Origin of the sequence: Variovorax sp. HW608, assembly GCF_900090195.1 — a bacterium.
Lineage (GTDB): Bacteria > Pseudomonadota > Gammaproteobacteria > Burkholderiales > Burkholderiaceae_C > Variovorax.
Window position 1 is genome coordinate 6,559,353 of sequence record NZ_LT607803.1, and the last position, 20,621, is coordinate 6,579,973.

21 protein-coding genes are annotated in these 20,621 nt (G+C 66.7%); 8 read left to right on the forward strand and 13 right to left on the reverse strand.

Features of this window, described 5'->3' with window-relative positions; all coding sequences use genetic code 11:
- Nucleotides 1-110: 110 nt before the first annotated feature.
- From VAR608DRAFT_RS30990 to VAR608DRAFT_RS31010, 5 genes are all read left to right on the forward strand, one after another.
- Nucleotides 111-899 carry an L-iditol 2-dehydrogenase gene (locus VAR608DRAFT_RS30990; RefSeq protein ID WP_088957559.1) on the forward strand — a complete coding sequence of 263 codons (789 nt, stop codon included), beginning with the start codon at nucleotides 111-113 and terminating at the stop codon, nucleotides 897-899.
- A gap of 1 nt (nucleotide 900) precedes the next feature.
- Nucleotides 901-1,836 (forward strand): AraC family transcriptional regulator, encoded by a 936-nt coding sequence (locus tag VAR608DRAFT_RS30995; protein WP_088957560.1) that lies wholly within the window; start codon nucleotides 901-903, stop codon nucleotides 1,834-1,836.
- A gap of 8 nt (nucleotides 1,837-1,844) precedes the next feature.
- Nucleotides 1,845-3,320, forward strand: a complete 1,476-nt coding sequence (gene xylB / locus VAR608DRAFT_RS31000) for a xylulokinase (protein WP_088957561.1) — start codon at nucleotides 1,845-1,847, stop codon at nucleotides 3,318-3,320.
- Nucleotides 3,321-3,399: 79 nt separating this feature from the next.
- Complete coding sequence (locus VAR608DRAFT_RS31005) at nucleotides 3,400-3,654, forward strand: FitA-like ribbon-helix-helix domain-containing protein (protein WP_088957562.1); 255 nt, start codon at nucleotides 3,400-3,402, stop codon at nucleotides 3,652-3,654.
- Complete coding sequence (locus VAR608DRAFT_RS31010; protein ID WP_088957563.1) at nucleotides 3,651-4,073, forward strand: type II toxin-antitoxin system VapC family toxin; 423 nt, start codon at nucleotides 3,651-3,653, stop codon at nucleotides 4,071-4,073. Before VAR608DRAFT_RS31005 ends, VAR608DRAFT_RS31010 begins: the two co-directional genes overlap by 4 nt.
- 52 nt (nucleotides 4,074-4,125) lie before the next feature.
- On the opposite strand, the gene VAR608DRAFT_RS31015 is transcribed toward VAR608DRAFT_RS31010, so the two are convergent.
- Nucleotides 4,126-4,701, reverse strand: a complete 576-nt coding sequence (locus VAR608DRAFT_RS31015) for a hypothetical protein (RefSeq protein ID WP_157731169.1) — start codon at nucleotides 4,699-4,701, stop codon at nucleotides 4,126-4,128.
- A 29-nt stretch (nucleotides 4,702-4,730) separates the two neighbouring features.
- Nucleotides 4,731-4,952, reverse strand: coding sequence for a hypothetical protein (locus VAR608DRAFT_RS31020; RefSeq protein ID WP_088957565.1), 222 nt, complete (start codon nucleotides 4,950-4,952; stop codon nucleotides 4,731-4,733).
- Nucleotides 4,953-5,197: 245 nt separating this feature from the next.
- Between VAR608DRAFT_RS31020 and VAR608DRAFT_RS31025 the strand changes: the two genes are divergently transcribed.
- The gene (locus VAR608DRAFT_RS31025; protein ID WP_088957566.1) at nucleotides 5,198-5,602 is read left to right on the forward strand and encodes a hypothetical protein; all 405 of its coding nucleotides are present in this window, start codon (nucleotides 5,198-5,200) and stop codon (nucleotides 5,600-5,602) included.
- A 15-nt stretch (nucleotides 5,603-5,617) separates the two neighbouring features.
- On the opposite strand, the gene ybaL is transcribed toward VAR608DRAFT_RS31025, so the two are convergent.
- The 8 genes from ybaL to VAR608DRAFT_RS31075 form a co-directional block, all read right to left on the reverse strand.
- Entirely contained in the window at nucleotides 5,618-7,294 is a 1,677-nt protein-coding gene (gene ybaL / locus VAR608DRAFT_RS31030; RefSeq protein WP_088957567.1) for a YbaL family putative K(+) efflux transporter, read from the reverse strand.
- Nucleotides 7,295-7,334: 40 nt separating this feature from the next.
- The gene (locus VAR608DRAFT_RS31035; protein ID WP_088957568.1) at nucleotides 7,335-8,675 is read right to left on the reverse strand and encodes a dicarboxylate/amino acid:cation symporter; all 1,341 of its coding nucleotides are present in this window, start codon (nucleotides 8,673-8,675) and stop codon (nucleotides 7,335-7,337) included.
- 172 nt (nucleotides 8,676-8,847) lie between these two features.
- On the reverse strand, nucleotides 8,848-10,224 hold the full coding sequence (gene ltrA / locus VAR608DRAFT_RS31045) for a group II intron reverse transcriptase/maturase (protein ID WP_088955248.1): 1,377 nt from the start codon (nucleotides 10,222-10,224) through the stop codon (nucleotides 8,848-8,850).
- A gap of 430 nt (nucleotides 10,225-10,654) precedes the next feature.
- On the reverse strand, nucleotides 10,655-11,392 hold the full coding sequence (phbB, locus tag VAR608DRAFT_RS31055) for an acetoacetyl-CoA reductase (RefSeq protein ID WP_088957570.1): 738 nt from the start codon (nucleotides 11,390-11,392) through the stop codon (nucleotides 10,655-10,657).
- Nucleotides 11,393-11,743: 351 nt separating this feature from the next.
- A complete protein-coding gene (locus VAR608DRAFT_RS31060; protein WP_088957571.1) occupies nucleotides 11,744-12,907 on the reverse strand; it encodes an acyl-CoA dehydrogenase family protein in 1,164 nt (387 codons plus the stop codon).
- A 14-nt stretch (nucleotides 12,908-12,921) separates the two neighbouring features.
- Nucleotides 12,922-13,311: a cupin domain-containing protein gene (locus tag VAR608DRAFT_RS31065; RefSeq protein WP_088957572.1), complete on the reverse strand. Its 390-nt coding sequence runs from the start codon at nucleotides 13,309-13,311 to the stop codon at nucleotides 12,922-12,924.
- Entirely contained in the window at nucleotides 13,308-14,558 is a 1,251-nt protein-coding gene (locus VAR608DRAFT_RS31070) for a CaiB/BaiF CoA transferase family protein (protein ID WP_088957573.1), read from the reverse strand. The genes VAR608DRAFT_RS31065 and VAR608DRAFT_RS31070 overlap by 4 nt, the downstream gene beginning before the upstream one ends.
- Before the next feature lie 2 nt (nucleotides 14,559-14,560).
- Nucleotides 14,561-15,520, reverse strand: a complete 960-nt coding sequence (locus VAR608DRAFT_RS31075; RefSeq protein ID WP_231973023.1) for a Bug family tripartite tricarboxylate transporter substrate binding protein — start codon at nucleotides 15,518-15,520, stop codon at nucleotides 14,561-14,563.
- A gap of 116 nt (nucleotides 15,521-15,636) precedes the next feature.
- Here VAR608DRAFT_RS31075 and VAR608DRAFT_RS31080 point away from each other — a divergent pair, with 116 nt between their 5' ends.
- A complete protein-coding gene (locus VAR608DRAFT_RS31080) occupies nucleotides 15,637-16,602 on the forward strand; it encodes a LysR family transcriptional regulator (RefSeq protein WP_088957574.1) in 966 nt (321 codons plus the stop codon).
- Nucleotides 16,603-16,613: 11 nt separating this feature from the next.
- Complete coding sequence (locus VAR608DRAFT_RS31085) at nucleotides 16,614-17,489, forward strand: endonuclease/exonuclease/phosphatase family protein (RefSeq protein ID WP_088957575.1); 876 nt, start codon at nucleotides 16,614-16,616, stop codon at nucleotides 17,487-17,489.
- 41 nt (nucleotides 17,490-17,530) lie between these two features.
- On the opposite strand, the gene VAR608DRAFT_RS31090 is transcribed toward VAR608DRAFT_RS31085, so the two are convergent.
- The 3 genes from VAR608DRAFT_RS31090 to VAR608DRAFT_RS31100 all read right to left on the reverse strand — a co-directional run bounded on the left by VAR608DRAFT_RS31090 (nucleotide 17,531) and on the right by VAR608DRAFT_RS31100 (nucleotide 20,594).
- Entirely contained in the window at nucleotides 17,531-18,532 is a 1,002-nt protein-coding gene (locus tag VAR608DRAFT_RS31090) for a tripartite tricarboxylate transporter substrate-binding protein (RefSeq protein WP_088957576.1), read from the reverse strand.
- A gap of 111 nt (nucleotides 18,533-18,643) precedes the next feature.
- Nucleotides 18,644-19,327, reverse strand: coding sequence for an RraA family protein (locus VAR608DRAFT_RS31095; protein ID WP_088957577.1), 684 nt, complete (start codon nucleotides 19,325-19,327; stop codon nucleotides 18,644-18,646).
- Nucleotides 19,328-19,415: 88 nt separating this feature from the next.
- On the reverse strand, nucleotides 19,416-20,594 hold the full coding sequence (locus VAR608DRAFT_RS31100) for an acetyl-CoA C-acetyltransferase (protein ID WP_088957578.1): 1,179 nt from the start codon (nucleotides 20,592-20,594) through the stop codon (nucleotides 19,416-19,418).
- Nucleotides 20,595-20,621 lie beyond the last annotated feature (27 nt).

Consider the following 20,621-nt stretch of genomic DNA (forward strand, 5'->3'; position numbering starts at 1 on the left):
CCGGCCGTTCCGAAGGCGAATCCCGAAGCGCTGCTGCGCGAGGGTAGTCCAGTGAGCCGCCGGGCCGCCCCAAGGCGAATACCGCAGCGCTGCTGCGTCGAGGTTACCCAATGAGCGGCCGTCTCGCAGAGCGCCATGTGCTGATCACCGGTGCGGGCGGCGGCATCGGGCTCGCGATCGCCGCGGCCTGCCTCGCCGAGGGCGCGCGCTGCACGCTGTCGGACCTCGCGGCGAGGCCTTCCGAAGGCGTGGAGCAGCTGCGCCGCAAATATCCGCAGGCGCTCGCCTACGTCGAGACCGACGTGACGCAGGCGCCGTCGGTCGGCGGCATGCTCTATGCGGCGCGCGCGGCGCACGGCACGATCCACACGCTGGTCAACAACGCCGCGATCTTCGACATGGCGCCGCTGCTGCAAAGCGACGAGGCCTCGTTCGACCGCCTGTTCGCGGTCAATGTCCGGGGCATGTTCTTCGTGATGCAGCGGGTGCTGCAGCACATGATCGACGAGGGCGTGAAAGGGGGCTCGGTCATCAACATGGCCTCGCAGGCCGGCCGGCGCGGCGAGGCGCTGGTGTCGCACTACTGCGCGACCAAGGCAGCGGTGATCAGCTACACGCAGAGCGCCGCGCTCGCGATGGCGCCGCACGGCATCCGCGTGAACGCGATCTCGCCGGGCGTGGTCGACACGCCGATGTGGAACCATGTCGATTCGCTCTTCGCGAAATTCCAGAACCTCCCGCCGGGCGAGAAGAAGCGCCGGGTCGGCCTCGAAGTCCCTCTCGGCCGCATGGGTGCCCCCGACGACATCGCGGGCGCCGCCGTATTCCTCGCGAGTGACGAGGCCCGCTACATCACCGCGCAGACACTCAACGTCGACGGTGGTAACGTCATGAGCTGATATGACAGCGGCGCGCCAACGTCATCTTCCCCGCCATCGCGAGCCCGAGCTGGAGCGCGAGATCACGCGCTCGCCTTCGCTCGGCTACGAAGCGCCGGAGGAATCCGGCCTCGTGCGGTGCCTCGCGCACGGCTTTCCAAGCCCGCTCGTGCGCTGGCACTTCCATGAGGAGTATGAACTGCACCTCATCACCGAGACCTCGGGCCGCGCCTTCGTCGGCGACTGGATCGGCCCCTTCCAGCCCGGCCACCTGGTGCTGTGCGGGCCGCGCCTGCCGCACAACTGGCTCTCGCTCGATGCGCCCGAAGGCGGCGTGGCCGAGCGCGATCGCGTGATCCAGTTCCTGCACGAGCCGATCGAGAGCGCGGCCTCGGGCATCCCCGAGCTGCGCGAGGTGCTGCAACTGCTGGAACGCTCGCGCCACGGCATCGAGTTCTTCGGCATCGCGGACCGCGCGCTCGAGCACTGGGAAGCGGTCAAGGCCACGCATGGGCTGCAGCGCCTCGCGCGCTTCCTCGAATATCTGGCCGAGCTGGTGAAGTGCACCGACTACCGCTTGCTCTCGAACGTGCAGATGCAGGGTGTCGAGGGCGATGCCGAGGTCGACCAGATCAACGTGATCGTCAACCGCATCACCTCGAATCTCGCGGAGCCGATCGTGATGTCCGACATCGCCACCCAGCTGGGCATGAGCGAAAGCCGCTTCAGCCGCTTCTTCAAGCGCTCCACCGGCAACAGCTTCACCGACTTCGTGAACCGTGTGCGCATCAACAGCGCCTGCCACCTGCTGATGCAGACCGACCATTACGTGACCGACATCTGCTACCAGGTCGGCTTCAACAACGTCGCCAACTTCAACCGGCGCTTCCTCGAAATCAAGGGCATGACGCCGACCGAGTTCAGACGGCAAAGCGACAGCCGCTTCGGCGTCCCATGACCCGCCCCATGTACCTCGGGATCGATCTGGGCACCTCGGAGCTGAAGGCGCTGCTGCTGGCCGACGACCACCGCATCGTCGCGCTGGCACGTGCGCCGCTGACCGTGAGCCGGCCGCAGCCGCTGTGGTCGCAGCAGCTGCCCTCGCAGTGGTGGGAAGCGCTGGAGGCCGCGATGGCGGCATTGCGCCGAGGCAATGCGGATGCGCTGTCGGCAGTACGCGCGATCGGGCTTTCCGGCCAGATGCACGGCGCGGTTGCGCTCGATGCAACCGGACAGGTGCTGCGTCCCGCGATCCTCTGGAACGACGGCCGCAGCGCCGCGCAATGCGATGAGCTCGCGGCGCTCGTGCCGCGTCTCGCCGACATCACGGGCAACCTCGCGATGCCGGGCTTCACCGCGCCGAAGCTGCTTTGGATGCGCAAGCACGAGCCCGAACTTTTCGCGCGAACGGCCTCGGTGCTGCTGCCCAAGGACTGGCTGCGCTTCATGCTCAGCGGTACGCGCGCGAGCGACATGTCCGATGCCTCGGGCACGCTGTGGCTCGACGTGGCGGCGCGCGACTGGTCGGACGAGATCCTCGCCGCGTGCGGGCTCGGCCGCAGACACATGCCGGAACTCGTCGAAGGCAGTGCGGCCGCGGGCAGGCTCAAGTCCGAACTCGCGGCGCGTTGGGGCCTCGCCGCCGACATCCCGATCGCCGGGGGCGGCGGCGACAACGCGGCCAGCGCGGTCGGCATGGGCCTCGTGTCGGCCGGACAGGGCTTCGTGTCGCTCGGCACCTCGGGCGTGATCTTCGTGTGCGGCGACCGCTTCGCGCCCGATCCGGCGCGCGCGGTGCATGCGTTCTGCCATGCGCTGCCGGGCCGGTGGCACCAGATGTCGGTGATGCTCTCGGCATCGAGCGCGGTGACCTGGGCCGCGCGCAGCTTCGGGCTGGGCAACGAAGCCGCGCTGCTCGCGGCGGCGGCGACTGTCGGCGCGGACGGTCGGCGGCGGGCGCCCTTCTTTCTTCCATACCTGTCCGGCGAACGCTCGCCGCACAACGACGCGAATGCGGAGGGCGTGCTGTTCGGCCTCACACATGCGCATGGGCCGGCGGAGATCGCCTATGCGGTCGCCGAAGGCGTGGGCTTCGGGCTTCGCGACGGGCTGGACACGCTCCAGAAGCCCGCCGGCGACCTGCTGCTCGTGGGCGGCGGCGCGCGCAGCGCCTGGTGGGCGCAACTGCTCGCCGACATCCTCCAGGTGCCGCTCGCGGTGTGCGAAGGCAGCGAAGCCGGCGGTGCGCTGGGTGCGGCGCGGCTTGCCTGGCTGGCGGATGGGGGATCGGAAGCGGCGGTCTGCCGGCAGCCGTCGGTGCGGCAGCGTTTCGAACCGGACCTCGCGCATGCGGGCATGACCGCAACGCGCCATGCCCGCTTCCAGGGGCTCTACGCGGCCTTGCGATCGAGCTTCTCAGCGGGGAAGCCTCTGACCACTTGATTCCGCACGGTTCCGGCAGTGCGATATCGTTTCGACTATATTGATATCATTGCCATCATATTTCGAGAGACGCTATCAGATGCCCGCCGTTACCATCCGCAACCTGTCGGAAGAAGCGCACCGCGCCCTCAAGGTGCGCGCGGCGCATCATGGTCGCAGCACCGAGGCCGAAATGCGCGACATTCTGGAAACGGCGGTTCGTCCCGCCAGTCGCCTCCGTCTCGGCTCCGCCCTGTCGGCGTTGAGCCGCGACGCCGGGTTGACCAATGCCGATTTCGAGGCGCTGGAACAGAGCCGCGACCGGACGCCCGCCACGCCCATGAGCTTCGAATGATCGTTCTGGATACGAATGTCGTCTCCGAGGCGATGAAGCCGGAGCCGGCCCCCGCCGTGCGCGACTGGTTGGATGAGCAGGTCGCCGAAACCCTCTATCTTTCCAGCGTCACCGTCGCGGAACTGCTGTTCGGTATCGGCGCGTTGCCGGACGGACGGCGCAAGCAGAAGCTCGTCATGACGCTCGACGGGCTTCTCGGCCTGTTCGACGGCAGGATCCTCCCTTTCGATACGGAGGCCGCCCGTCACTATGCCGACCTTGCCGTCGCGGCCCGAAATGCGGGCAAGGGCTTTCCCACGCCGGACGGCTACATCGCCGCCATCGCCACCGCCCACAGCTTCGCGGTCGCCACGCGCGACGCCAGCACCTTTCAGGCGGCGGGCGTCCCGATCATCGACCCTTGGACGGCCGGACACTGAACATCTGGGCGAGGGATCCGAGCTTCCCCGCACCGCTCTAAGCCAGCCTAGACTAGAGATCGCCCAGCGGCCCGAACGAGGTCCTGAGCCCCGCGTAGTCGGTCGGCCCGCTGCTCTCCGGCGGATTGCCGGTCGCCGACAACCAGGCCGCGATGCTCGGCAGGCGGCGGTCGAAGTACAGCTGCAACTGCATCCAGTTGCCCGATTCGGTGTGGCCTTCGGTCTTCTCCAGCGCCTCGACCGCGATGGTGCGCAGGCTGCTCACCATGGCGAGCGAACGGCCGTCCAGCAGTTGCAGCGTCACCTCGCGTCCCCGCATCAGCACCTCCTGGAGGATGCGGCGATGGACGCTGTAGTCGGCCCAACTGCGCTTGATGCAGGCGTCGTTGAGCTCGCGGAACACCCAGTGCATGTGGCTCGCGAACATGGCGGCGACCTGGCCGGCTTGCCGCAGGCTCTGGCGCGAGGCCGTCGACTGCAGCCGCACGGACCAGAAGATGGCCGCCAGGACGCCGATCGTCTGCACCCAGCCGGCCCATTCGGCCGACGTCGTGGGCCGGAAGAACCAGCCCACCACCACCAGGATCCCAATGCCGGCGCCGATCGCCACTCCTCCAAGTTTTCGCATGCTTTCCTCAGGAATCGACGGCGTTCCGCTCAGCTTCGCGGGCCGTCCTTGCCGAACAGTTTCCGGATCGCGGCGACACCGGCGACCAGGGCGTTGGAATAACTGACGTACGGATCGGTCGCGGCCTCGATGGGCAGGTAAGGCAGCGCGTCGTCGTCCATCTCGTCGTCAGTGGCTTCCAGCAAGACCCAATAGAACTCGCCCTCTTCGAGTTCTTGAACGGTCAGCGCGATATTTCGCAATTGCGACATAGGGTTAGGCACGGGTCTTCGTAGGTCGTCCGATGCTAGTCAACTCGCCTATTAACGCCTAAGTACAATTTCACGATTAGTCACAAATGTGACCAAAAGATTTACTTTTGACAAGTCCCTGGATGCACCAGAGCCCAGAATCGAGCCGGAATCGGCCTTCAGGCGCGGTCACCAAGCTTTCCCTACAACGCCCGGCGGGCGCCGCGCCTAAGCTGATTCATGTCCATCCACGATCAGGAGGAGACATGAAGCATTTCAACCTCGACCCCCACATGACGGCCGTCGTCGGGGGAGCCTTCTATCCCACCGGCCATTCGATGGTGATGTTTCCGGACGCCGCGGATGCCAGCCGTGTGGGCCACCAGCTCATCGACCACGGCTTCAGCGGCGACGAGGTCTACCTGATCCCGCCGCATGTGATCATCGAGCAGATCACGCCTACGGTGCGCGATGACGCCAACCCGCTGCCTTCCGCCGGCACCGATGCAGCCACCGTGCGGGCCTATACCAAGCTCGCGCGCGAGGGCCATACCGCGCTGCTCGTGCGGACCCGGGACGAGGCGACCGCCAACAGGCTCATGGAGCTCGTGCGCACCGTCCCCTACTCGATCGCGCAGCGCTACCGCACGCTCGTGATCGAGGACTTGTAGATTCCAGGGAGCGCTCTACTTCAGCACCGCGCGGGCCATGGCCTGGGCGAGTTCGTGCTCGCCGAGAAACACGGTGGCTGACAGCTCGTGCGCGAGCAGGCGGGCCTCGTCCTCGTTGTGGCTGCGGATGACGGTCTCGATCGCCGGGTTGAGGGTGCGCGCCGCCTCGATCATCTGCCGCACGTTGATCGCATCCGCCGTGGCCACCACCAGCACCCGGGCGCGTGCGATGTGCGCCTGGATCAGCACGCCCGGATCGGCCGCGTCGCCCCACACCGCCGCCATGCCCTGCGCCCGCAGCTTTTCGACCAGCTCGCGGTTCTGCTCGGCGACGACGAAGGGAATGTCATGGGCCGACAGCGCCGCCGCGATGCGCCGGCCGACGCGCCCGTAGCCGACCAGCACCACCTGCTTCGACAGGTACTTCGCAGCGGTGCTCACCGGTAGCTCGGCCAGCGGATCGTCGCGCGCTTCGAGGCCGCGCGCGAGCGAGGAATGGGCGTGCAGCCATTTCTGGATCTGCGCGATCAGGCTGAACCACAGCGGGTTGGTCGCGATGGAGATCAGCCCTGCGGCCAGCAGCAGGCTCTGCCCCTCGGCCGGCAGCAGACCGAGCCTGCCGCCCAGCGAGGCCAGGATGAACGAGAACTCGCCGATCTGCGCGAGGCTGGCGCTGACCGTGAGCGCAGTGCCGAGCGGGTAGCGCAGCAGCAGCACCAGCGCACACGCGGCCACCGACTTGCCCACCACGATCACCAGCACCACCGCCAGCACCTGCAGCGGCCGTTCGACCAGCACCGCCGGGTTGAACAGCATGCCCACCGAGACGAAGAACAGCACCGCGAAGGCATCGCGCAGCGGCAGCGATTCCCGGGCGGCGCGATGGCTGAACTCGGACTCGCGCATCACCATGCCCGCGAAGAAGGCGCCCAGCGCGAACGACACCCCGAAGAGCGCTGCGGCCGAGAACGCGATGCCCACCGCCGCCGCGACCACGCAGAGCGTGAAGAGCTCGCGCGATCCGGTGCGCGCCACCTGCCACAGCACCCAGGGAAACAGGCGCCGCCCCACGACCAGCATGAGCGCGACGAAGCCGCCGACCTGCAGCAGCGTCAGGCCCAGCGTCTGCCAGATCGGCCCGGTCCGCGGCCCCGGATCGGCACCGGCCAGCGCGGTCGCGAGCGGCGGCATCAGCACCAGCACGAGGACCATCGCGAGGTCCTCCACCACCAGCCAGCCAACCGCGATGCGCCCGGTGAAGGAATCGAGGATGCCGAGGTTCTCCAGCGCGCGCAGCAGCACCACCGTGCTCGCGACCGAGAGCGACAGGCCGAAGACCAGCGCGGCGCCGAGGTCCCAGCCCCAAAAGCTTGCGAGCGCGCCGCCGAGCATCGTCGCCACCGCGATCTGCACCAGCGCGCCGGGCACCGCGATCCGGCGCACCGCCAGCAGATCGTCGAGCGAGAAATGCAGCCCGACGCCGAACATCAGCAGCATCACGCCGATCTCGGCGAGTTGCGCGGCGATGCCGGCATCGGCCACGAACCCCGGCGTGAACGGCCCGATGATGACCCCGGCAAGCAGATAGCCCACCAGCGCCGGCAACTTGAGCCGCGCCGCCAGGAAGCCGAGCAACAGCGCCAGCCCGAAGCCGGCGGCAAGGGTGTTGATCAGTGAAACGCTGTGGGGCATCGCCTTTGCATTCTGCAAGAGCGATGCTTTTGCCCCGGTTTCAGGTGGCCATTTTTCCTTCGCGGGCAGTGACGAGCTCTTCGGGCTCCTGCGCCTCGATCCAGGTCTCGTTGTTCAGCCCCGCCTGCAGCCGCTCCTCATCGAGCTCGTCGGTCCACTTGGCAACCACGATCGTCGCCACGCCGTTGCCGATCAGGTTGGTCAGCGCACGCGCTTCGGACATGAAGCGGTCGATGCCCAGGATCAGCGCCAGCCCCGCGACCGGTACATGCCCGACCGCCGACAGCGTCGCCGCAAGAACGATGAAACCGCTGCCCGTCACGCCCGCCGCGCCCTTCGAGGTCAGCAGCAGCACCGCCAGCAAGGTGATCTCCTGCATCAGCGTCATCGGCGTGTTGGTCGCCTGCGCGATGAAAACAGCCGCCATCGTCAAATAGATCGAGGTGCCGTCGAGATTGAAGGAGTAGCCGGTCGGGATCACCAGCCCCACCACCGTCTTGCGGGCGCCGAGGTTCTCCATCTTCTCCATCATGCGCGGCAGCACCGATTCGGACGAGGAGGTGCCGAGCACGATCAACAGCTCTTCCTTGATGTACTTGATGAACTTCCAGATGCTGAAGCCGTGGAAGCGCGCGATCGACCCGAGCACCACGAAGATGAACAGCAGGCAGGTCAGATAGAAGGTGCCCATCAGCTTGCCGAGCTGGAACAGCGAGCCCACGCCGTACTTGCCGATGGTGAAGGCCATCGCGCCGAAGGCGCCGATGGGCGCGAGCTTCATGATGTAGTTGATGATCACGAAGAGCACGTGCGAGCCCTTCTCGATCACGTCGAACACCAGCGTGCCGCGGCCGCCGAACTTGTGCAGCGCGAAGCCGAACAGCACTGCGATCAGCAGCACCTGCAGGATCTCGCCCTTGGCGAAGGCGTCGACCACGGTGTTCGGGATGATGTTCATCAGGAAGTCGACCGTGCCCTGCATCTTGCCCGGCCCGGTGTAGGCCGCGATGCTGCGCGTATCGAGCGAGGCCGGATCGACGTTCATGCCCGCGCCCGGCTTGAGCAGGTTGACCAGCACCAGCCCCACCACCAGCGCGATGCTGCTCACGACCTCGAAATACAAGAGCGCGAGCCCGCCGGTCTTGCCGACCTTCTTCATGTCCTCCATGCCCGCGATGCCGACCACCACGGTGCAGAAGATGATCGGTGCGATCAGCATCTTGATCAGCTTGATGAAGGCGTCGCCCAGCGGCTTCATGGATTCGCCGACCGCGGGGAAGAAATGGCCGAGAAGCACGCCGATGATCACCGCGGTGATCACCTGGGCGTAGAGGGATTGATAGATCGCAGGCTTCTTGCGCGCCGGTGCGTCTGGGGTCATGGAGGAACTCCTTGCTCTGGTTGTTATGGATCGGCGCGACTGCCGCACGCCTGGCCCATATTCTGGCTCCTGGTTCCTCCCAACAATCGGGATAGGGGCCGGTCACGAAGACCGGACCCCTCCCACACCACCCGGCATGCGGGTCCGCACCGGGCGGTTCGAGAAGTTGAGGTCAGCATAGCCGGGGAATGCCGAAGTTGTCGAAGTACGCGTTGGTCAGCACCCGATTGACGAGGTTGGCGCTGCAATACCACCAGCGACGGGCGTGGGCAGCCACTTGCGCGGCCAGATCGACAGAAGCGCCCAAGGCGCGAAGTTCCCGGAATACGGTCGTTCCACGGCACCAGAACTTCAACTGGATCGCTCTGAGCCGATGGCGCAGCCAACTGTCCAGTTCGCGGAACGTGCTGGGCGTCTGCGTCAACCGGAAGTAGGCCTTCCAGCCGGGCATGAATGCCTGCAAGTCCTTGGCGATCTGATCAAAGCTGCGGCCGGTCTGCCGCCGGGTGAGTTGCCTCACCCGCTGACGGTAGCGCTGTAGCGCTGCCGCCGCCACATCCCTATGGACTTTGCCTGTGGTCTTCGAGAGCCAGAAGCAGTAGCCCAGAAACTTGCGTTTCCAAACCAGCGCCACTGCCGTCTTGGCCTCGTTGACCGACAGGCGCAGTTTCGCGTAGCAGCGCCGCAGTCCTGCCAGCACCCGCTTACCCGCCGCGATGCTCTTGACGTAGACATTGCAGTCGTCGGCATAGCGCACGAAGTTGTGCCCCCTGCGTTCGAGTTCGCGGTCCACTTCGTCGAGCATCACGTTGGCCAGCAGAGGCGACAGAGGCCCGCCTTGCGGCGTGCCCTCGTGGCGCTCCAGTTGAAGCCCGCCGTCCATGATCCCGGCCTGAAGATATTTGCGGATCAGCCACAGCACCGCCTTGTCGGCGATGCGTCGGGCCAGTCGCTCCATCAGGATGTCGTGGTTCACGCGGTCGAAGAATTTCTCTAGGTCCACGTCCACCACTACCGTGCATCCCTGCTGGACATAGCTGTGCGCCAGCAATACGGCCCCGTGCGCGCTGCGCCCGGGCCGGAACCCGAAGCTGTGCTCGCTGAATGTAGGGTCGATCACCGGTTGCAACACTTGCAGCAGGGCCTGCTGGATCAGTCGATCAACAACCGTAGGGATACCCAACTCCCTGTACTCACCGCCCAGTTTCGGAATCTGCACGCGGCGCACCGGACTGGGCCGGTACGTTCCAAGCAGAAGACTTTGCCGGATGTCAGGCCAGTGGCGCTTGAGGTACCCCTCGGTCTGCTCTACCGTGCGCCCATCGACGCCGGCGCTTCCCTTGTTGGCTTTGACGCGTTTCCACGCCGCCGCCATGTTGCGCTTCGCCAGCGCCTGCCCAAGCAGGTCCTCTGGCCCCCAGTGCGTTTGTTCATCCCGCGCCGGTCGCGATTCATCACGTGCGGGCTCACACCGGGCTTCACCCTGTGCGCGGCCTACGCGCCCCGCTGAACCAGCGGGCTTCTGATGCGATTCACTTCCGAGCGACATGTCTCGTCACTGTCCTTCTCGTTTGGCCCTTCGTCAGGTCGCCCCGACTACTACGACCGCTGCTGACTTCTCGCTCCGGACAAGCCCGTCGCCCTTTCAGGCATAAGGCGAGATCTCCCCAGGTAAGAACGCGATCCTTCACCGCACAGTCGCCCCATTTACGCCACCTCGCCTTGACCACAAGAGCTTCGCAGCCTTTTGCCTGCTCGCCCTGCTCGGCAGCGCCTCAGATGAGGTTCGTGTACCTCGACTCACGGTTTACGCTCCACGCTTCCTTTCCACGCTCGGTCGCCCTCACGCAGTTGCGCTTCGCTTGCCTCACTGTGGTCAGCTCGGCCGGGGACTTCCACCCCGAAGATCGCGCCCATGCTGGGCGCACAAAAAAGACCCGCCAGGGCGGGTCTTCGCTTCATCGAGGCTGCGGGCCTCCTCAGTGCATGTGCAATCCGCCGTTCACGGGGAAGTCCGCGCCGGTGGAATAGCCGCCGTCCTCGGATGCCAGCCAGGCGATGATCGAGGCAATCTCGCCCGGTTCGCCCAGGCGCTTGACCGGGATGGTGCCGACGATCTTGTCGAGCACTTCCTGGCGGATGGCTTTCACCATGTCGGTGCCGATGTAGCCCGGGCTCACGGTGTTGACCGTCACGCCCTTGCCGGCGAGTTCCTGCGCCAGCGCCATCGTGAAGCCGTGCATGCCGGCCTTGGCGGCCGAGTAGTTGGTCTGGCCGGCCTGGCCCTTCGCGCCATTGACCGAGCTGATGTTGATGACCCGGCCCCAGCCCTTTTCCACCATGTCGCCGACGACCTGCTTGGTCACGTTGAACATGCTGTTGAGGTTGGTTTCGATCACCGCGCTCCAGTCCTCGGGCGTCATCTTCACGAACATGCGATCGCGCGTGATGCCCGCGTTGTTGACCAGCACGTCGACGGTGCCGTGCTCGGCCTTGGCCTTGGTGAAGGCTTCGACCGTGGACTGCCAGTCCCCGACATTGCCCACCGATGCGTGGAACTCGAAGCCGAGGGCTTTCTGTTCCGCCAGCCACTTGGCGTAATCCCGGGTCGGACCACATCCTGCGATGACGGTGAATCCGTCCTTGTGAAGGCGCTGGCAAATGGCTGTTCCGATGCCTCCCATGCCTCCGGTGACGTATGCGACTTTCTTGCTCATGAGTGTTCCTTATAGAGGTGAAGCCTGAACAGGCGATGGTCACTTTATCGAAGTTTCTCACCAACGCCCGATCAGGAAAACACTGACCCCTCTTTGCAACCGGGTGTCACAACCGCTCCATATACTGGTCCGATGTCTTCCATCGCGCTGATCACGATGGCCGCGACCTCACCTCGGTCGGTCGGTCGACAATATCGGCTTCAGCCTGTCGGTGCGCAAGGTGTCCGCCGCCGAAACCGCGCTTCGGCCTGAGAAACGCAGCCGAGCTGCTCGACCTGGGCGTACCGCCCGAGCGCAGCCGCGCCCAGAGCTTCATGCGCGCCGCCATCGAGCTAAGCCCCGCGCCAAGGCTCAATAGGATTTCGGCAGCCCCAGCACCTTCTCGGCGATGAAGCAGAGGATGAGCTGCGGGCTCACCGGCGCGAGGCGCGGAATCCAGGCTTCGCGCAGGTAGCGCTCGACGTGGTATTCCTTCGCGTAGCCCATGCCGCCGTGCGTGAAGATCGCGTTCTCGCAGGCCGCATAGCAGGCTTCCGCCGCCAGGAACTTCGCGCTGTTGGCCTCCGCGCCGCAAGGCAGGTGCTGGTCGTAGAGCCATGCGGCCTTCTGCACCATCAGGTGGGCCGCTTCGAGCTCCATCCATGACTTCGCCAGCGGATGCTGGATCGCCTGGTTCATGCCGATCGGCCGGCCGAAGACCTCGCGCTCGTTGGCATAGCCGGCGGCGCGCTTCAACGCGGCGCGGCCCAGGCCGATCGCTTCGGATGCGATCAGGATGCGCTCCGGGTTCAGCCCGTGCAGGATGTAGCCGAAGCCCTTGCCCTCCTCGCCCACGCGGTCCTCGATCGGGATGCGAAGGCCGTCGATGAAGACCTGGTTGGAATCGACGCACTTGCGGCCGAGCTTTTCGATCTCGCGCACCTCGACCGTCGAGCGGTCGAGCTCGGTGTAGAACAGGCTCAGGCCTTCGGTGCCCTTGCAGTCCCCGACCGGCGTGGTGCGCGCGAGCAGCAGGATCTTGTTCGCGACCTGCGCCGTGCTGATCCAGACCTTCTGCCCATGCACCACGTAGTGATCGCCCTCGCGCACCGCGCGCGTCTTCAGCTTCAGCGTGTTGAGCCCGGTGTTCGGCTCGGTCACGCCGAAGCAGGCGCGATCCCGGCCCTGGATCAGCGGCGGCAGCCAGCGCCGCTTCTGTTCATGAGTGCCGAAGACGACCACCGGATGGAGGCCGAAGATGTTCATGTGCACCGCGGACGCGCCCGAGAGGCCCGCACCCGTGGCGGCGATGGTGTGCATCATCAACGCCACCTCGCTGATGCCCAGCCCCGCGCCGCCATGTTCCTCCGGCATCGCGATGCCGAGCCAGCCGGATTCCGCGAGCGCATGGTGGAAGTCGTCCGGAAAGCCGCCCTCGCGGTCCTTGCGCAGCCAGTAGTCGGCATCGAAGGGTGCGCAAACCCTTTCGATCGCGTCGCGGATCTGCGCCTGCTCCGGCGTGAGGCTGAAGTTCATGTTCGTCTCCTGATTCAATCCTGCGTCGGGCGGCGCACCTTGTCCGGCGACTCGCCGTAGGGCGGGCTGTAGATCACCAGCAGCTTGACCGGCGTGTCGCTCGTCACCTCGAAGCGATGCATCGCATCAGCCGGAAAGAAGCAGGTGTCGCCAGGCACCATCTCGAAGGCTTCGCCCGCCACCTCGACATGCGCGCTGCCTTCCAGCAGATGGCAGGCCTGCTCGATGCCGGGATGCGCATGCGGCAATGCGCCGCCGCCCTTGTGCAGCGTGCCCAGCAGCACTTCCATCTGCTGCGCGCCCACGGTGTCGGCGCCGATGAGCCGACGATTGCTCGTGTGATGATGGTTGGCCGGCTGGTAGGCGGGAACGTCTTCGCTGCGAATCAGGTATTTCGGTTTCATGGGTCAAGCGTCGCTTCGGAGGGCCCAGCGGCGCACGCGCCGCTTGCCAGGAGTTCGTCGACAGCGGCCTGCGAATAGCCGGCCTCGCGCAGCAGCGCCACGGTGTGCTCCCCCAGACGAGGCGCGGGCGCGGATTCGCGCTCAGGCGGCGTGCGGGACCATCGCGTCGGATGCGCCATCACGTGCATCGGCCCTTCGGTCGGATGCACGGCGTCGCGCAGGAAGCCGGTGGTGCGAAGCTGCGGATTCGAGAGCAGGTCGGCCGGGCTGTTCATCGGCATGTTCGGCACGTCGGCCGCATCGAGCAGCGCGCGCCATGCCGCGGTCGAGCGCGTGCGCATGATGCGCGCGACCTCGGCGTAGACCGCATCGATATGCGCGGCGCGCGCGCCGTGCGTGGCGAATCGCGGGTCCGCGCCGAGGCCATCCGATTCGCCGATGGCGGCGAAGAAGCTGCGCCAGTGCTTGTCGTTGTAGATCAGCACACAGAGCCATCCGTCCTCGGTCGCATAGGGCTTGCGGTGCGGCGTCAACAGGCGCGCGTAGCCCGGCGTTCCAAGCGGCGGGTCGAAGGTCGATCCGGCCATGTGATCGCCCAGGATGAACTGCGACATCGCCTCGAACATCGGCACGACCACGGCCTGCCCCTCGCCCGTCCGGCTGCGCGCATAGAGCGCAGCGGTCACGGCATAGACGGCATGCAGGCCCGTGACCCGGTCGGAGATCGTCGTCGGCACGTAGGTCGGCTCCGGCGCGCCGTACTGCTGCATGAGCCAGGGCAGCCCCGTGGCGCCCTGGATCAGGTCGTCGTAGGCCGGCCGCGCCGCGTCGGGTCCGTCCTGGTCGAAGCCGCAGCAGCTCACGTGGATGAGTTGCGGATGACGCTCCCTCAGTGCTTCGTAGTCCAGCCCGAGGCGCGCCATCGCCCTGGGGCGCACGTTGCTGATGAGCACGTCGCAGCGCTCGGCGAGCCTCAGCGCGGCTTCACGTCCGCGCTCGTGCTTCAGGTCGAGCACGATGCTGCGCTTGCCCGCGTTGGTGTGCAGGAAGATGTGCCCCATGCCCGGGTTGTTCATCGGCCCGACGTGGCGCATGTTGTCCCCGTCCGGGCTCTCCAGCTTGATGACCTCCGCGCCCAGCTCGGCCAGGATCTGGGTCGCGTACGGCCCCATGATCACGGAGGTCATGTCGAGCACGCGCACGCCCGAGAGTGGACCGCCGCGCGTGGAGTTTGCCTGCTGCGTCATGCCTACTCCTGCCGGATGCCGGCCTGCTTGATGAGCGTGGTCCAGTGCGCGAGCTGGTCGGCCACGTACTTCGCGAAATCGTCCGGGCTGCTGCTGGGCCAGACTTCGAAGCCGAGCTGCGCAAGCTGCGCCTGGACTTCCTTCTCCGCCAGCACCTGCTGCAGTTCGATGTCCAGCTTCTCGACGACCGGCCTGGGCATGCCGGCCGGCCCAAAGACGCCGTTCCACGAGGTGAGGTCGAAGCCCTTGACCGCATCCGCCACCGGCGGAACACCAGGCAGCGATTTCACGGGCCCCTGGGTCGTCACCGCCAGCGCGCGGACGCTGCCCGCCTTGATCATCGACATGCTCGAACCGAGATCGGCGACGTACATCTGCACTTGCCCGCCCATCAGGTCCGTCAGCGCCTGCGGGCTGGACTTGTAGGGCACGCCGAGCACGTCGATGCCGGCGATCCGCCGGATGGTCTCGGAAGCCACCAGCGACGTGCTGTTCGGCGTGGCGTAGGAGAGCTTGCCGGGGTTGGCCTTCGCGTAGTCGATCAGCTCTTTCATGCTCTTGGCCGGGAACTTCGCATCCACCACCACCGCAAAAGGCAGCTCGCCGATGCGCGCGACCGGCGTGAAATCCCTGATCGGGTCGTACTTGAGGTTCGCGAACAGCGCGGGGTTGGCCGAATGCGAGGTGTTGGTGGTCATGAACAGCGTGTAGCCGTCCGGCCTGGCCTTGGCGACGAACTGCGCGCCGATCTGCGCGCTGGCGCCGGCCTTGTTGTCCACCAGCACCGGCTGCTTGAGCCGCTCGCCCAGGCGCTTCGCGACGATGCGTGCCACGGCATCGGTGCCGCTGCCGGCCGCGAACGGCACCACCATCGTGATCGGCATGGAGGGATAGGCCTGGGCGAAAGCGGGTGGTGCCGACACGAGCGCGAGCAGCGCGAAGGCCCGTCGAAAAAGCTGCATGACTTGTCTCCTGAATGTCCGTCGTCTGATCGCGACGCCTCGCATCTTGGGGACGTCGATCATTTGCGTCCAATTCACTTTGCGGCTCGAACGATTCATTTCTAGAATCGTTCCGCATGAAGCTGCACTTCCTGCGCTACTTCACGGTGCTCGCCGAGGAGCTCCATTTCGGCCGCGCCGCCGATCGTCTCGCCATCACCCAGCCGCCGCTGAGCCTCGCGATCAAGGCACTGGAGGAGGAGCTCGGCGTGCAGCTGCTGCTGCGCAGCAGCAAGCACGTCGAACTGACGCCGGCCGGCTCGGCCTTTCTGGAGGAGGCCCGCCAGATCCTCGATCGCGTGGCGCGCGCCTCTTCCATCGCGCTGGCGGTCGCCAGCGGCAGCCGCGGCCGGCTGGAGGTCGGCATGACCGGCTCGCTCGTCTATCGCGGTGTGCCGGCCATCGTCCAGCGGTTCAATGCCGACGACCACGGCATCGAGCTGATCCTGCGCGAGATGTCGACTGCGGAAGAGCTCCAGGGCCTGCTGCACGGGCAACTGGACGCGGGCTTTCTCAATGCCTTCGTCGTGCCGCCGCAGCTGCGCTCGCTGCCGCTCATCGAGGATGAATTCGTGCTCTGCCTGCCGGCGTCGCACCGCTGTGCCGGCGCGAAGGCCGTCGAGCTGAACGAGCTGGCCGACGAACGTTTCGTGATGTTCTCGCGCGAGGTGTCACCGGCGAACTACGACAACGTCGTCGCCATCTTCAGCCGCGCCGGCGTGCATCCGAAGACCGTTCACGCCGCGCGCCAGTGGCTCACCATCGTCGCGATGGTGGCCGAGGGGCTCGGTGTGTCGCTGGTTCCGCGCTCGCTCGCGCGGTCGAACGTGGACAACGTCCGGTTCGTGCCGTTCACCGGCGCACCTGCGATCGCCCCGGCCCTGCTCGTGTGGAACCCGGCACGGATGAGTCCCGCCCTCGAGCGATTCATCGCGAGCGCCGCGGCCACGATCGAAGAACTGCGCAAGGACTTCCGGCCGAAGCGAAGCAGGATGACGCGCCGGGGCCAAGCCAAGCTGATAAAACGGTCCCATCAACGGTAGTGAGGCGCCCCATGAAACTCGTCACTTGGAACACCCAATGGTGCTGCGGCCTCGACGGGGTCGTGAGCGTGAAGCGCATCATCGAGGGCGCGCGAGCCATGGCCGACTTCGACGTGCTCTGCCTGCAGGAGATCGCCTGCGGATTCGGCGGCATGCCGGGACGACCCGGCGACCAGCCTGCGGAGGTGAAGTCCTTGCTGCCGGGCTTTCAGATCTTCTTCGGCTCGGCGGTGGATGAGTTCGATGCCAACGGCAAGCACCAGCAATTCGGCAATCTGATCGCGAGCCGCCTGCCGGTCGCGCGCGTGCAGCATCACCCGCTGCCCTGGCCGCCCGACCCGAAGGCGACCAGCATGCCGCGCATGTGCACGACCGTGACGCTGAGCTGTCCCGACCTGGGCGCGCTGCGGGTAATGACCACGCACCTCGAGTACTACTCGGCATCGCAGCGTCTCGCGCAGGCCAGGGCGCTGCGCGAACTGCATGTCGAGGCCTGCGCCCTGGCCGCCGCGCCGCCGGTGCCGGACACGATCGGAACGCCCTTCCAGGCCAAGCTGCACGCCGCGCAAGCCATCCTCTGCGGCGACTTCAACATGCCGGCAACCGATGCGGGCTACGACGAGATCCAGCGCCCCTTCCGCGATCCGGCGCCGCCGGCGGGCGGGGCGCCCGACAAGCGCCTTCAGGATGCATGGCCGCTCGCCCATCCGGGCCGGCCGCACGACCCGACCTTCCGCCTGTTCGACCGCACCTACGGTCCCGTCCCGATGGCCTGCGATTTCGTGTTCGTCAGCGATTCGCTGGCACCGCACGTGCGCCGCATCGAAGTCGATCTGCAGACCCAGGCCTCCGACCACCAGCCCGTTTTCATCGAGTTGACGGCTTAGCCGGGAAACACCGCGGAGCCGCGAGGCTGGGGGTGAGCTTTCTACTCACCTTGAATCCCGGCTGCGCGGATCACCTTGCCCCACTTCTCGACCTCGGACACGAGGTGCGTGCGCAAGGCCTCGGGCGTGACCTTGTCCATCGGCACGATCTCGGAGCTCAGGTCCGCGATGCGCCGCTTGACCATGTCGTCCTGCAACGCGGCGCGCAGCGCGACGTTGAGCTTGTCGAGCACCGGTTTCGGCGTGCCCCTGGGCGCATAGACGCCGTGCCACACGCGCACGTCGAAGCCCTTCAGGCCCTGTTCGTCGAGCGTGGGGATGCCGGGCAGGTTCGGCAGGCGCCTGGGCGTGGTCACGCCGAAGACCTTCACGCGGTTGCCGTCCCTGATCACCGGCGCGGTCTGCGTGGTCTGGTCGCAGAGCAGATCGACCTGCCCGCCCATCAGGTCATTGAGCGCGGGGCCGGCACCCTTGTACGGCACGCTCGTGAGGTCCACGCCGATCTGGCTCGTGAACAGCAGCCCGCACAGTTGCGACACCGCGCCGACGCCGGCATTGGCGAGCGAGACCTTGTCCTTGTTCGCCTTCACGTAGCTCAGCAGTTCCCGGAAGTCGTTGGCCGGGAAGTCCTTGCGCGAGAGCAGCGTCATCGGCACGTCGATCACCTGCCCGATGTACTCGAAGTCCTTGAGCGGGTCGTAGGGCAGCTTCTTGTACAGCGCCGGCGCGGTCGCCATGCCCATGTGGTGGATGAGGATCGTGTAGCCGTTGGGCGCCGCCCTGGCGACGCGCGCCGGCGCGATGGTGCCGCCGGCGCCGACCGTGTTCTCGACCAGCACCGTCTGGCCGAGCGACTTGCCCATCGGGACCGCGAGCAGGCGCGCCACCACGTCGGTGGGGCCGCCGGCCGAATAGGGCACGACCAGCGTGACGGGCTTGTCGGGCCATGGGCCCTCTGCCGCCGTGGATGCCTGCGGGCCGGTCAGGCCGCACGCCAGTGCTGCCCACGCGAGCGCCTCGAAAAATGCCGATTTGCGTTTCATTCATGCCTCCTTGATAACTCTCGGAATGGCATCGTGGCTGCCGGCCGGCGGGCGCGCAATCTGCGAATTCGGAAGACGGGCTTCTGTTTTCCCTAAGCCCGCGGGATCGTTCTACATCACGCCGAAGGTCGCGAGCGCCTCGCACGCGCTCATGCCGTTGCGGATGGCGTCGGCGACCTTGTTCTCGGTGCGGGCCTTCTCGAGCGCCTTCTGCACCGCCTCGGCCTCGACCGCGCGCGGGATGACCAGCACGCCCTCGCGGTCGCCGAAGAGCAGGTCGCCCGGCGCGATGCGCACGCCCTCGATCTCGATGCTGCAGCGGTAGTCGATCACCTGGCCGCGCACGCCCTGGTCCTGCGCATAGGTGCCGCGGCAGAAGACGGTGAAGCCCAGGTGCTCGATCTCGTTGGCGTCGCGCACGTAGCCGTCGAGGATGGCGCCCGCCGCCTTCAGGTGCTGCGCGCGCGTGGACATCAGCCCGCCCCAGAGCGCATAGCGCAGCGAGGCACCGGTGGCGATGTAGATCTCGCCGGGCCGGAGATCGTCGAGCGCCTCCAGCATCAGGCCGAAGGGCTTGCCCGACAGCGGGCCCGCCGACTTCCGTCCGTCGTTGATCACATCGGCCTCGAGCACCGGCATCGCGCGCCCGACGATGCGCATCGACTTCTGAAGCGGCGCGATGCCCGCCGGGAGGAACTGATGGTGATAGCCCATCGTGTCGAGCACGTCGCCCACGGCGGCGACTAAGAGCTCGTCGCGGATCTGCTGGAACAGGGTGCTGTCGTTGTCGCTCATCCTTCTTGTCTCCTTGTCGTGAATGTCGTTCCGGAAAGAAAAAAGCCGCGCCCGGATGGGGCGCGGCTTTCGATTGGCGCTGCGGCGCTCAGCGCTCGATGGTGAGAGCCACGCCCATGCCGCCGCCGATGCACAGCGAGGCGATGCCCTTCTTGGCATTCTGGCGCTGCATCTCATGCAGCAGCGTGACCAGGATGCGGCAACCGGACGCGCCGATCGGGTGGCCGATGGCGATGGCGCCACCGTTGACGTTGACCTTGTTCACATCCCAGCCCATTTCGCGGTTCACCGCGCAGGCCTGTGCCGCGAAGGCTTCGTTGATCTCCAGCAGGTCGAGGTCCTGCGGCTTCCAGCCGGCGCGCTGCAGCGCCTTCTGCGATGCCGGCACCGGGCCCATGCCCATGAAGGCCGGATCGAGGCCGGTGCTCGCATAGCTCGCGATGCGGCCGAGCGGCTTGAGGCCGAGCGCGGCGGCCTTCTTGGCGGTCATCACCAGCACCGCGGCGGCGCCGTCGTTCAGGCCCGAGGCATTGCCGGCCGTCACCCCACCCGCCTTGTCGAACGCGGGACGCAGGGCCGCGAGGCCTTCGGCGTTGGTCTTGCGGTTGATGAACTCGTCCTTGTCGAAGACGACCGGATCACCCTTCTTCTGCGGAATGTTGACCGCGACGATCTCGTCCTTGAACTTGCCGGCATCCTGCGCGGCCGCCGCCTTGGTCTGGCTGCCCAGTGCGAGCTCGTCCTGCGCGGCGCGGCTGATGTCGTACTTCTTGGCGACGTTCTCGGCCGTGATGCCCATGTGGTACTGGTTGTACACGTCCCACAGGCCATCGATGATCATCGTGTCCTGCAGCTTCCAGTCGCCCATGCGCTGGCCGTTGCGCGAGTTGGGCAGCACGTGCGGCGCCAGGCTCATGCTCTCCTGGCCGCCGGCCACGACGATCTCGCTGTCGCCGGTCGCCACCGCCTGCGCGGCGAGCATCACGGCCTTGAGGCCCGAGCCGCACACCGCATTGATGGTGAGCGCGGGCGTTTCCTTGACGATGCCGCTCTTGATCAGCGCCTGGCGTGCCGGGTTCTGGCCGCTACCGGCGGCCAGCACCTGGCCCATGATGACTTCGCCGACCTGGTCGGGCGCCACCTTGGCGCGTGCGAGCACCTCCTTGATGACGGTGGCGCCGAGCTCGGTCGCCGGGATGCCGGCCAGCGATCCGCCAAACTTGCCGACGGCGGTGCGTGCAGCCGAAACGATGACGATGTCTTCCATGGTGCTCTCCAGTGCTTAAAAAAACAG

What these genes read in the sequence shown, in the direction of transcription:
- VAR608DRAFT_RS31090 (WP_088957576.1), bottom strand. Translation starts at nt 18,532, where the DNA reads ATGAAACGCAAATCGGCATTTTTCGAGGCGCTCGCGTGGGCAGCACTG.
- ybaL (WP_088957567.1), bottom strand. Translation starts at nt 7,294, where the DNA reads ATGCCCCACAGCGTTTCACTGATCAACACCCTTGCCGCCGGCTTCGGG.
- VAR608DRAFT_RS31020 (WP_088957565.1), bottom strand. Translation starts at nt 4,952, where the DNA reads ATGTCGCAATTGCGAAATATCGCGCTGACCGTTCAAGAACTCGAAGAG.
- VAR608DRAFT_RS31085 (WP_088957575.1), top strand. Translation starts at nt 16,614, where the DNA reads ATGAAACTCGTCACTTGGAACACCCAATGGTGCTGCGGCCTCGACGGG.
- VAR608DRAFT_RS30995 (WP_088957560.1), top strand. Translation starts at nt 901, where the DNA reads ATGACAGCGGCGCGCCAACGTCATCTTCCCCGCCATCGCGAGCCCGAG.
- VAR608DRAFT_RS31070 (WP_088957573.1), bottom strand. Translation starts at nt 14,558, where the DNA reads ATGACGCAGCAGGCAAACTCCACGCGCGGCGGTCCACTCTCGGGCGTG.
- VAR608DRAFT_RS31095 (WP_088957577.1), bottom strand. Translation starts at nt 19,327, where the DNA reads ATGAGCGACAACGACAGCACCCTGTTCCAGCAGATCCGCGACGAGCTC.
- VAR608DRAFT_RS31025 (WP_088957566.1), top strand. Translation starts at nt 5,198, where the DNA reads ATGAAGCATTTCAACCTCGACCCCCACATGACGGCCGTCGTCGGGGGA.
- VAR608DRAFT_RS31035 (WP_088957568.1), bottom strand. Translation starts at nt 8,675, where the DNA reads ATGACCCCAGACGCACCGGCGCGCAAGAAGCCTGCGATCTATCAATCC.
- VAR608DRAFT_RS31005 (WP_088957562.1), top strand. Translation starts at nt 3,400, where the DNA reads ATGCCCGCCGTTACCATCCGCAACCTGTCGGAAGAAGCGCACCGCGCC.
- VAR608DRAFT_RS31080 (WP_088957574.1), top strand. Translation starts at nt 15,637, where the DNA reads ATGAAGCTGCACTTCCTGCGCTACTTCACGGTGCTCGCCGAGGAGCTC.
- VAR608DRAFT_RS31010 (WP_088957563.1), top strand. Translation starts at nt 3,651, where the DNA reads ATGATCGTTCTGGATACGAATGTCGTCTCCGAGGCGATGAAGCCGGAG.
- VAR608DRAFT_RS31015 (WP_157731169.1), bottom strand. Translation starts at nt 4,701, where the DNA reads ATGCGAAAACTTGGAGGAGTGGCGATCGGCGCCGGCATTGGGATCCTG.
- phbB (WP_088957570.1), bottom strand. Translation starts at nt 11,392, where the DNA reads ATGAGCAAGAAAGTCGCATACGTCACCGGAGGCATGGGAGGCATCGGA.
- VAR608DRAFT_RS31100 (WP_088957578.1), bottom strand. Translation starts at nt 20,594, where the DNA reads ATGGAAGACATCGTCATCGTTTCGGCTGCACGCACCGCCGTCGGCAAG.
- VAR608DRAFT_RS31075 (WP_231973023.1), bottom strand. Translation starts at nt 15,520, where the DNA reads ATGCAGCTTTTTCGACGGGCCTTCGCGCTGCTCGCGCTCGTGTCGGCA.
- xylB (WP_088957561.1), top strand. Translation starts at nt 1,845, where the DNA reads ATGTACCTCGGGATCGATCTGGGCACCTCGGAGCTGAAGGCGCTGCTG.
- ltrA (WP_088955248.1), bottom strand. Translation starts at nt 10,224, where the DNA reads ATGTCGCTCGGAAGTGAATCGCATCAGAAGCCCGCTGGTTCAGCGGGG.
- VAR608DRAFT_RS30990 (WP_088957559.1), top strand. Translation starts at nt 111, where the DNA reads ATGAGCGGCCGTCTCGCAGAGCGCCATGTGCTGATCACCGGTGCGGGC.
- VAR608DRAFT_RS31065 (WP_088957572.1), bottom strand. Translation starts at nt 13,311, where the DNA reads ATGAAACCGAAATACCTGATTCGCAGCGAAGACGTTCCCGCCTACCAG.
- VAR608DRAFT_RS31060 (WP_088957571.1), bottom strand. Translation starts at nt 12,907, where the DNA reads ATGAACTTCAGCCTCACGCCGGAGCAGGCGCAGATCCGCGACGCGATC.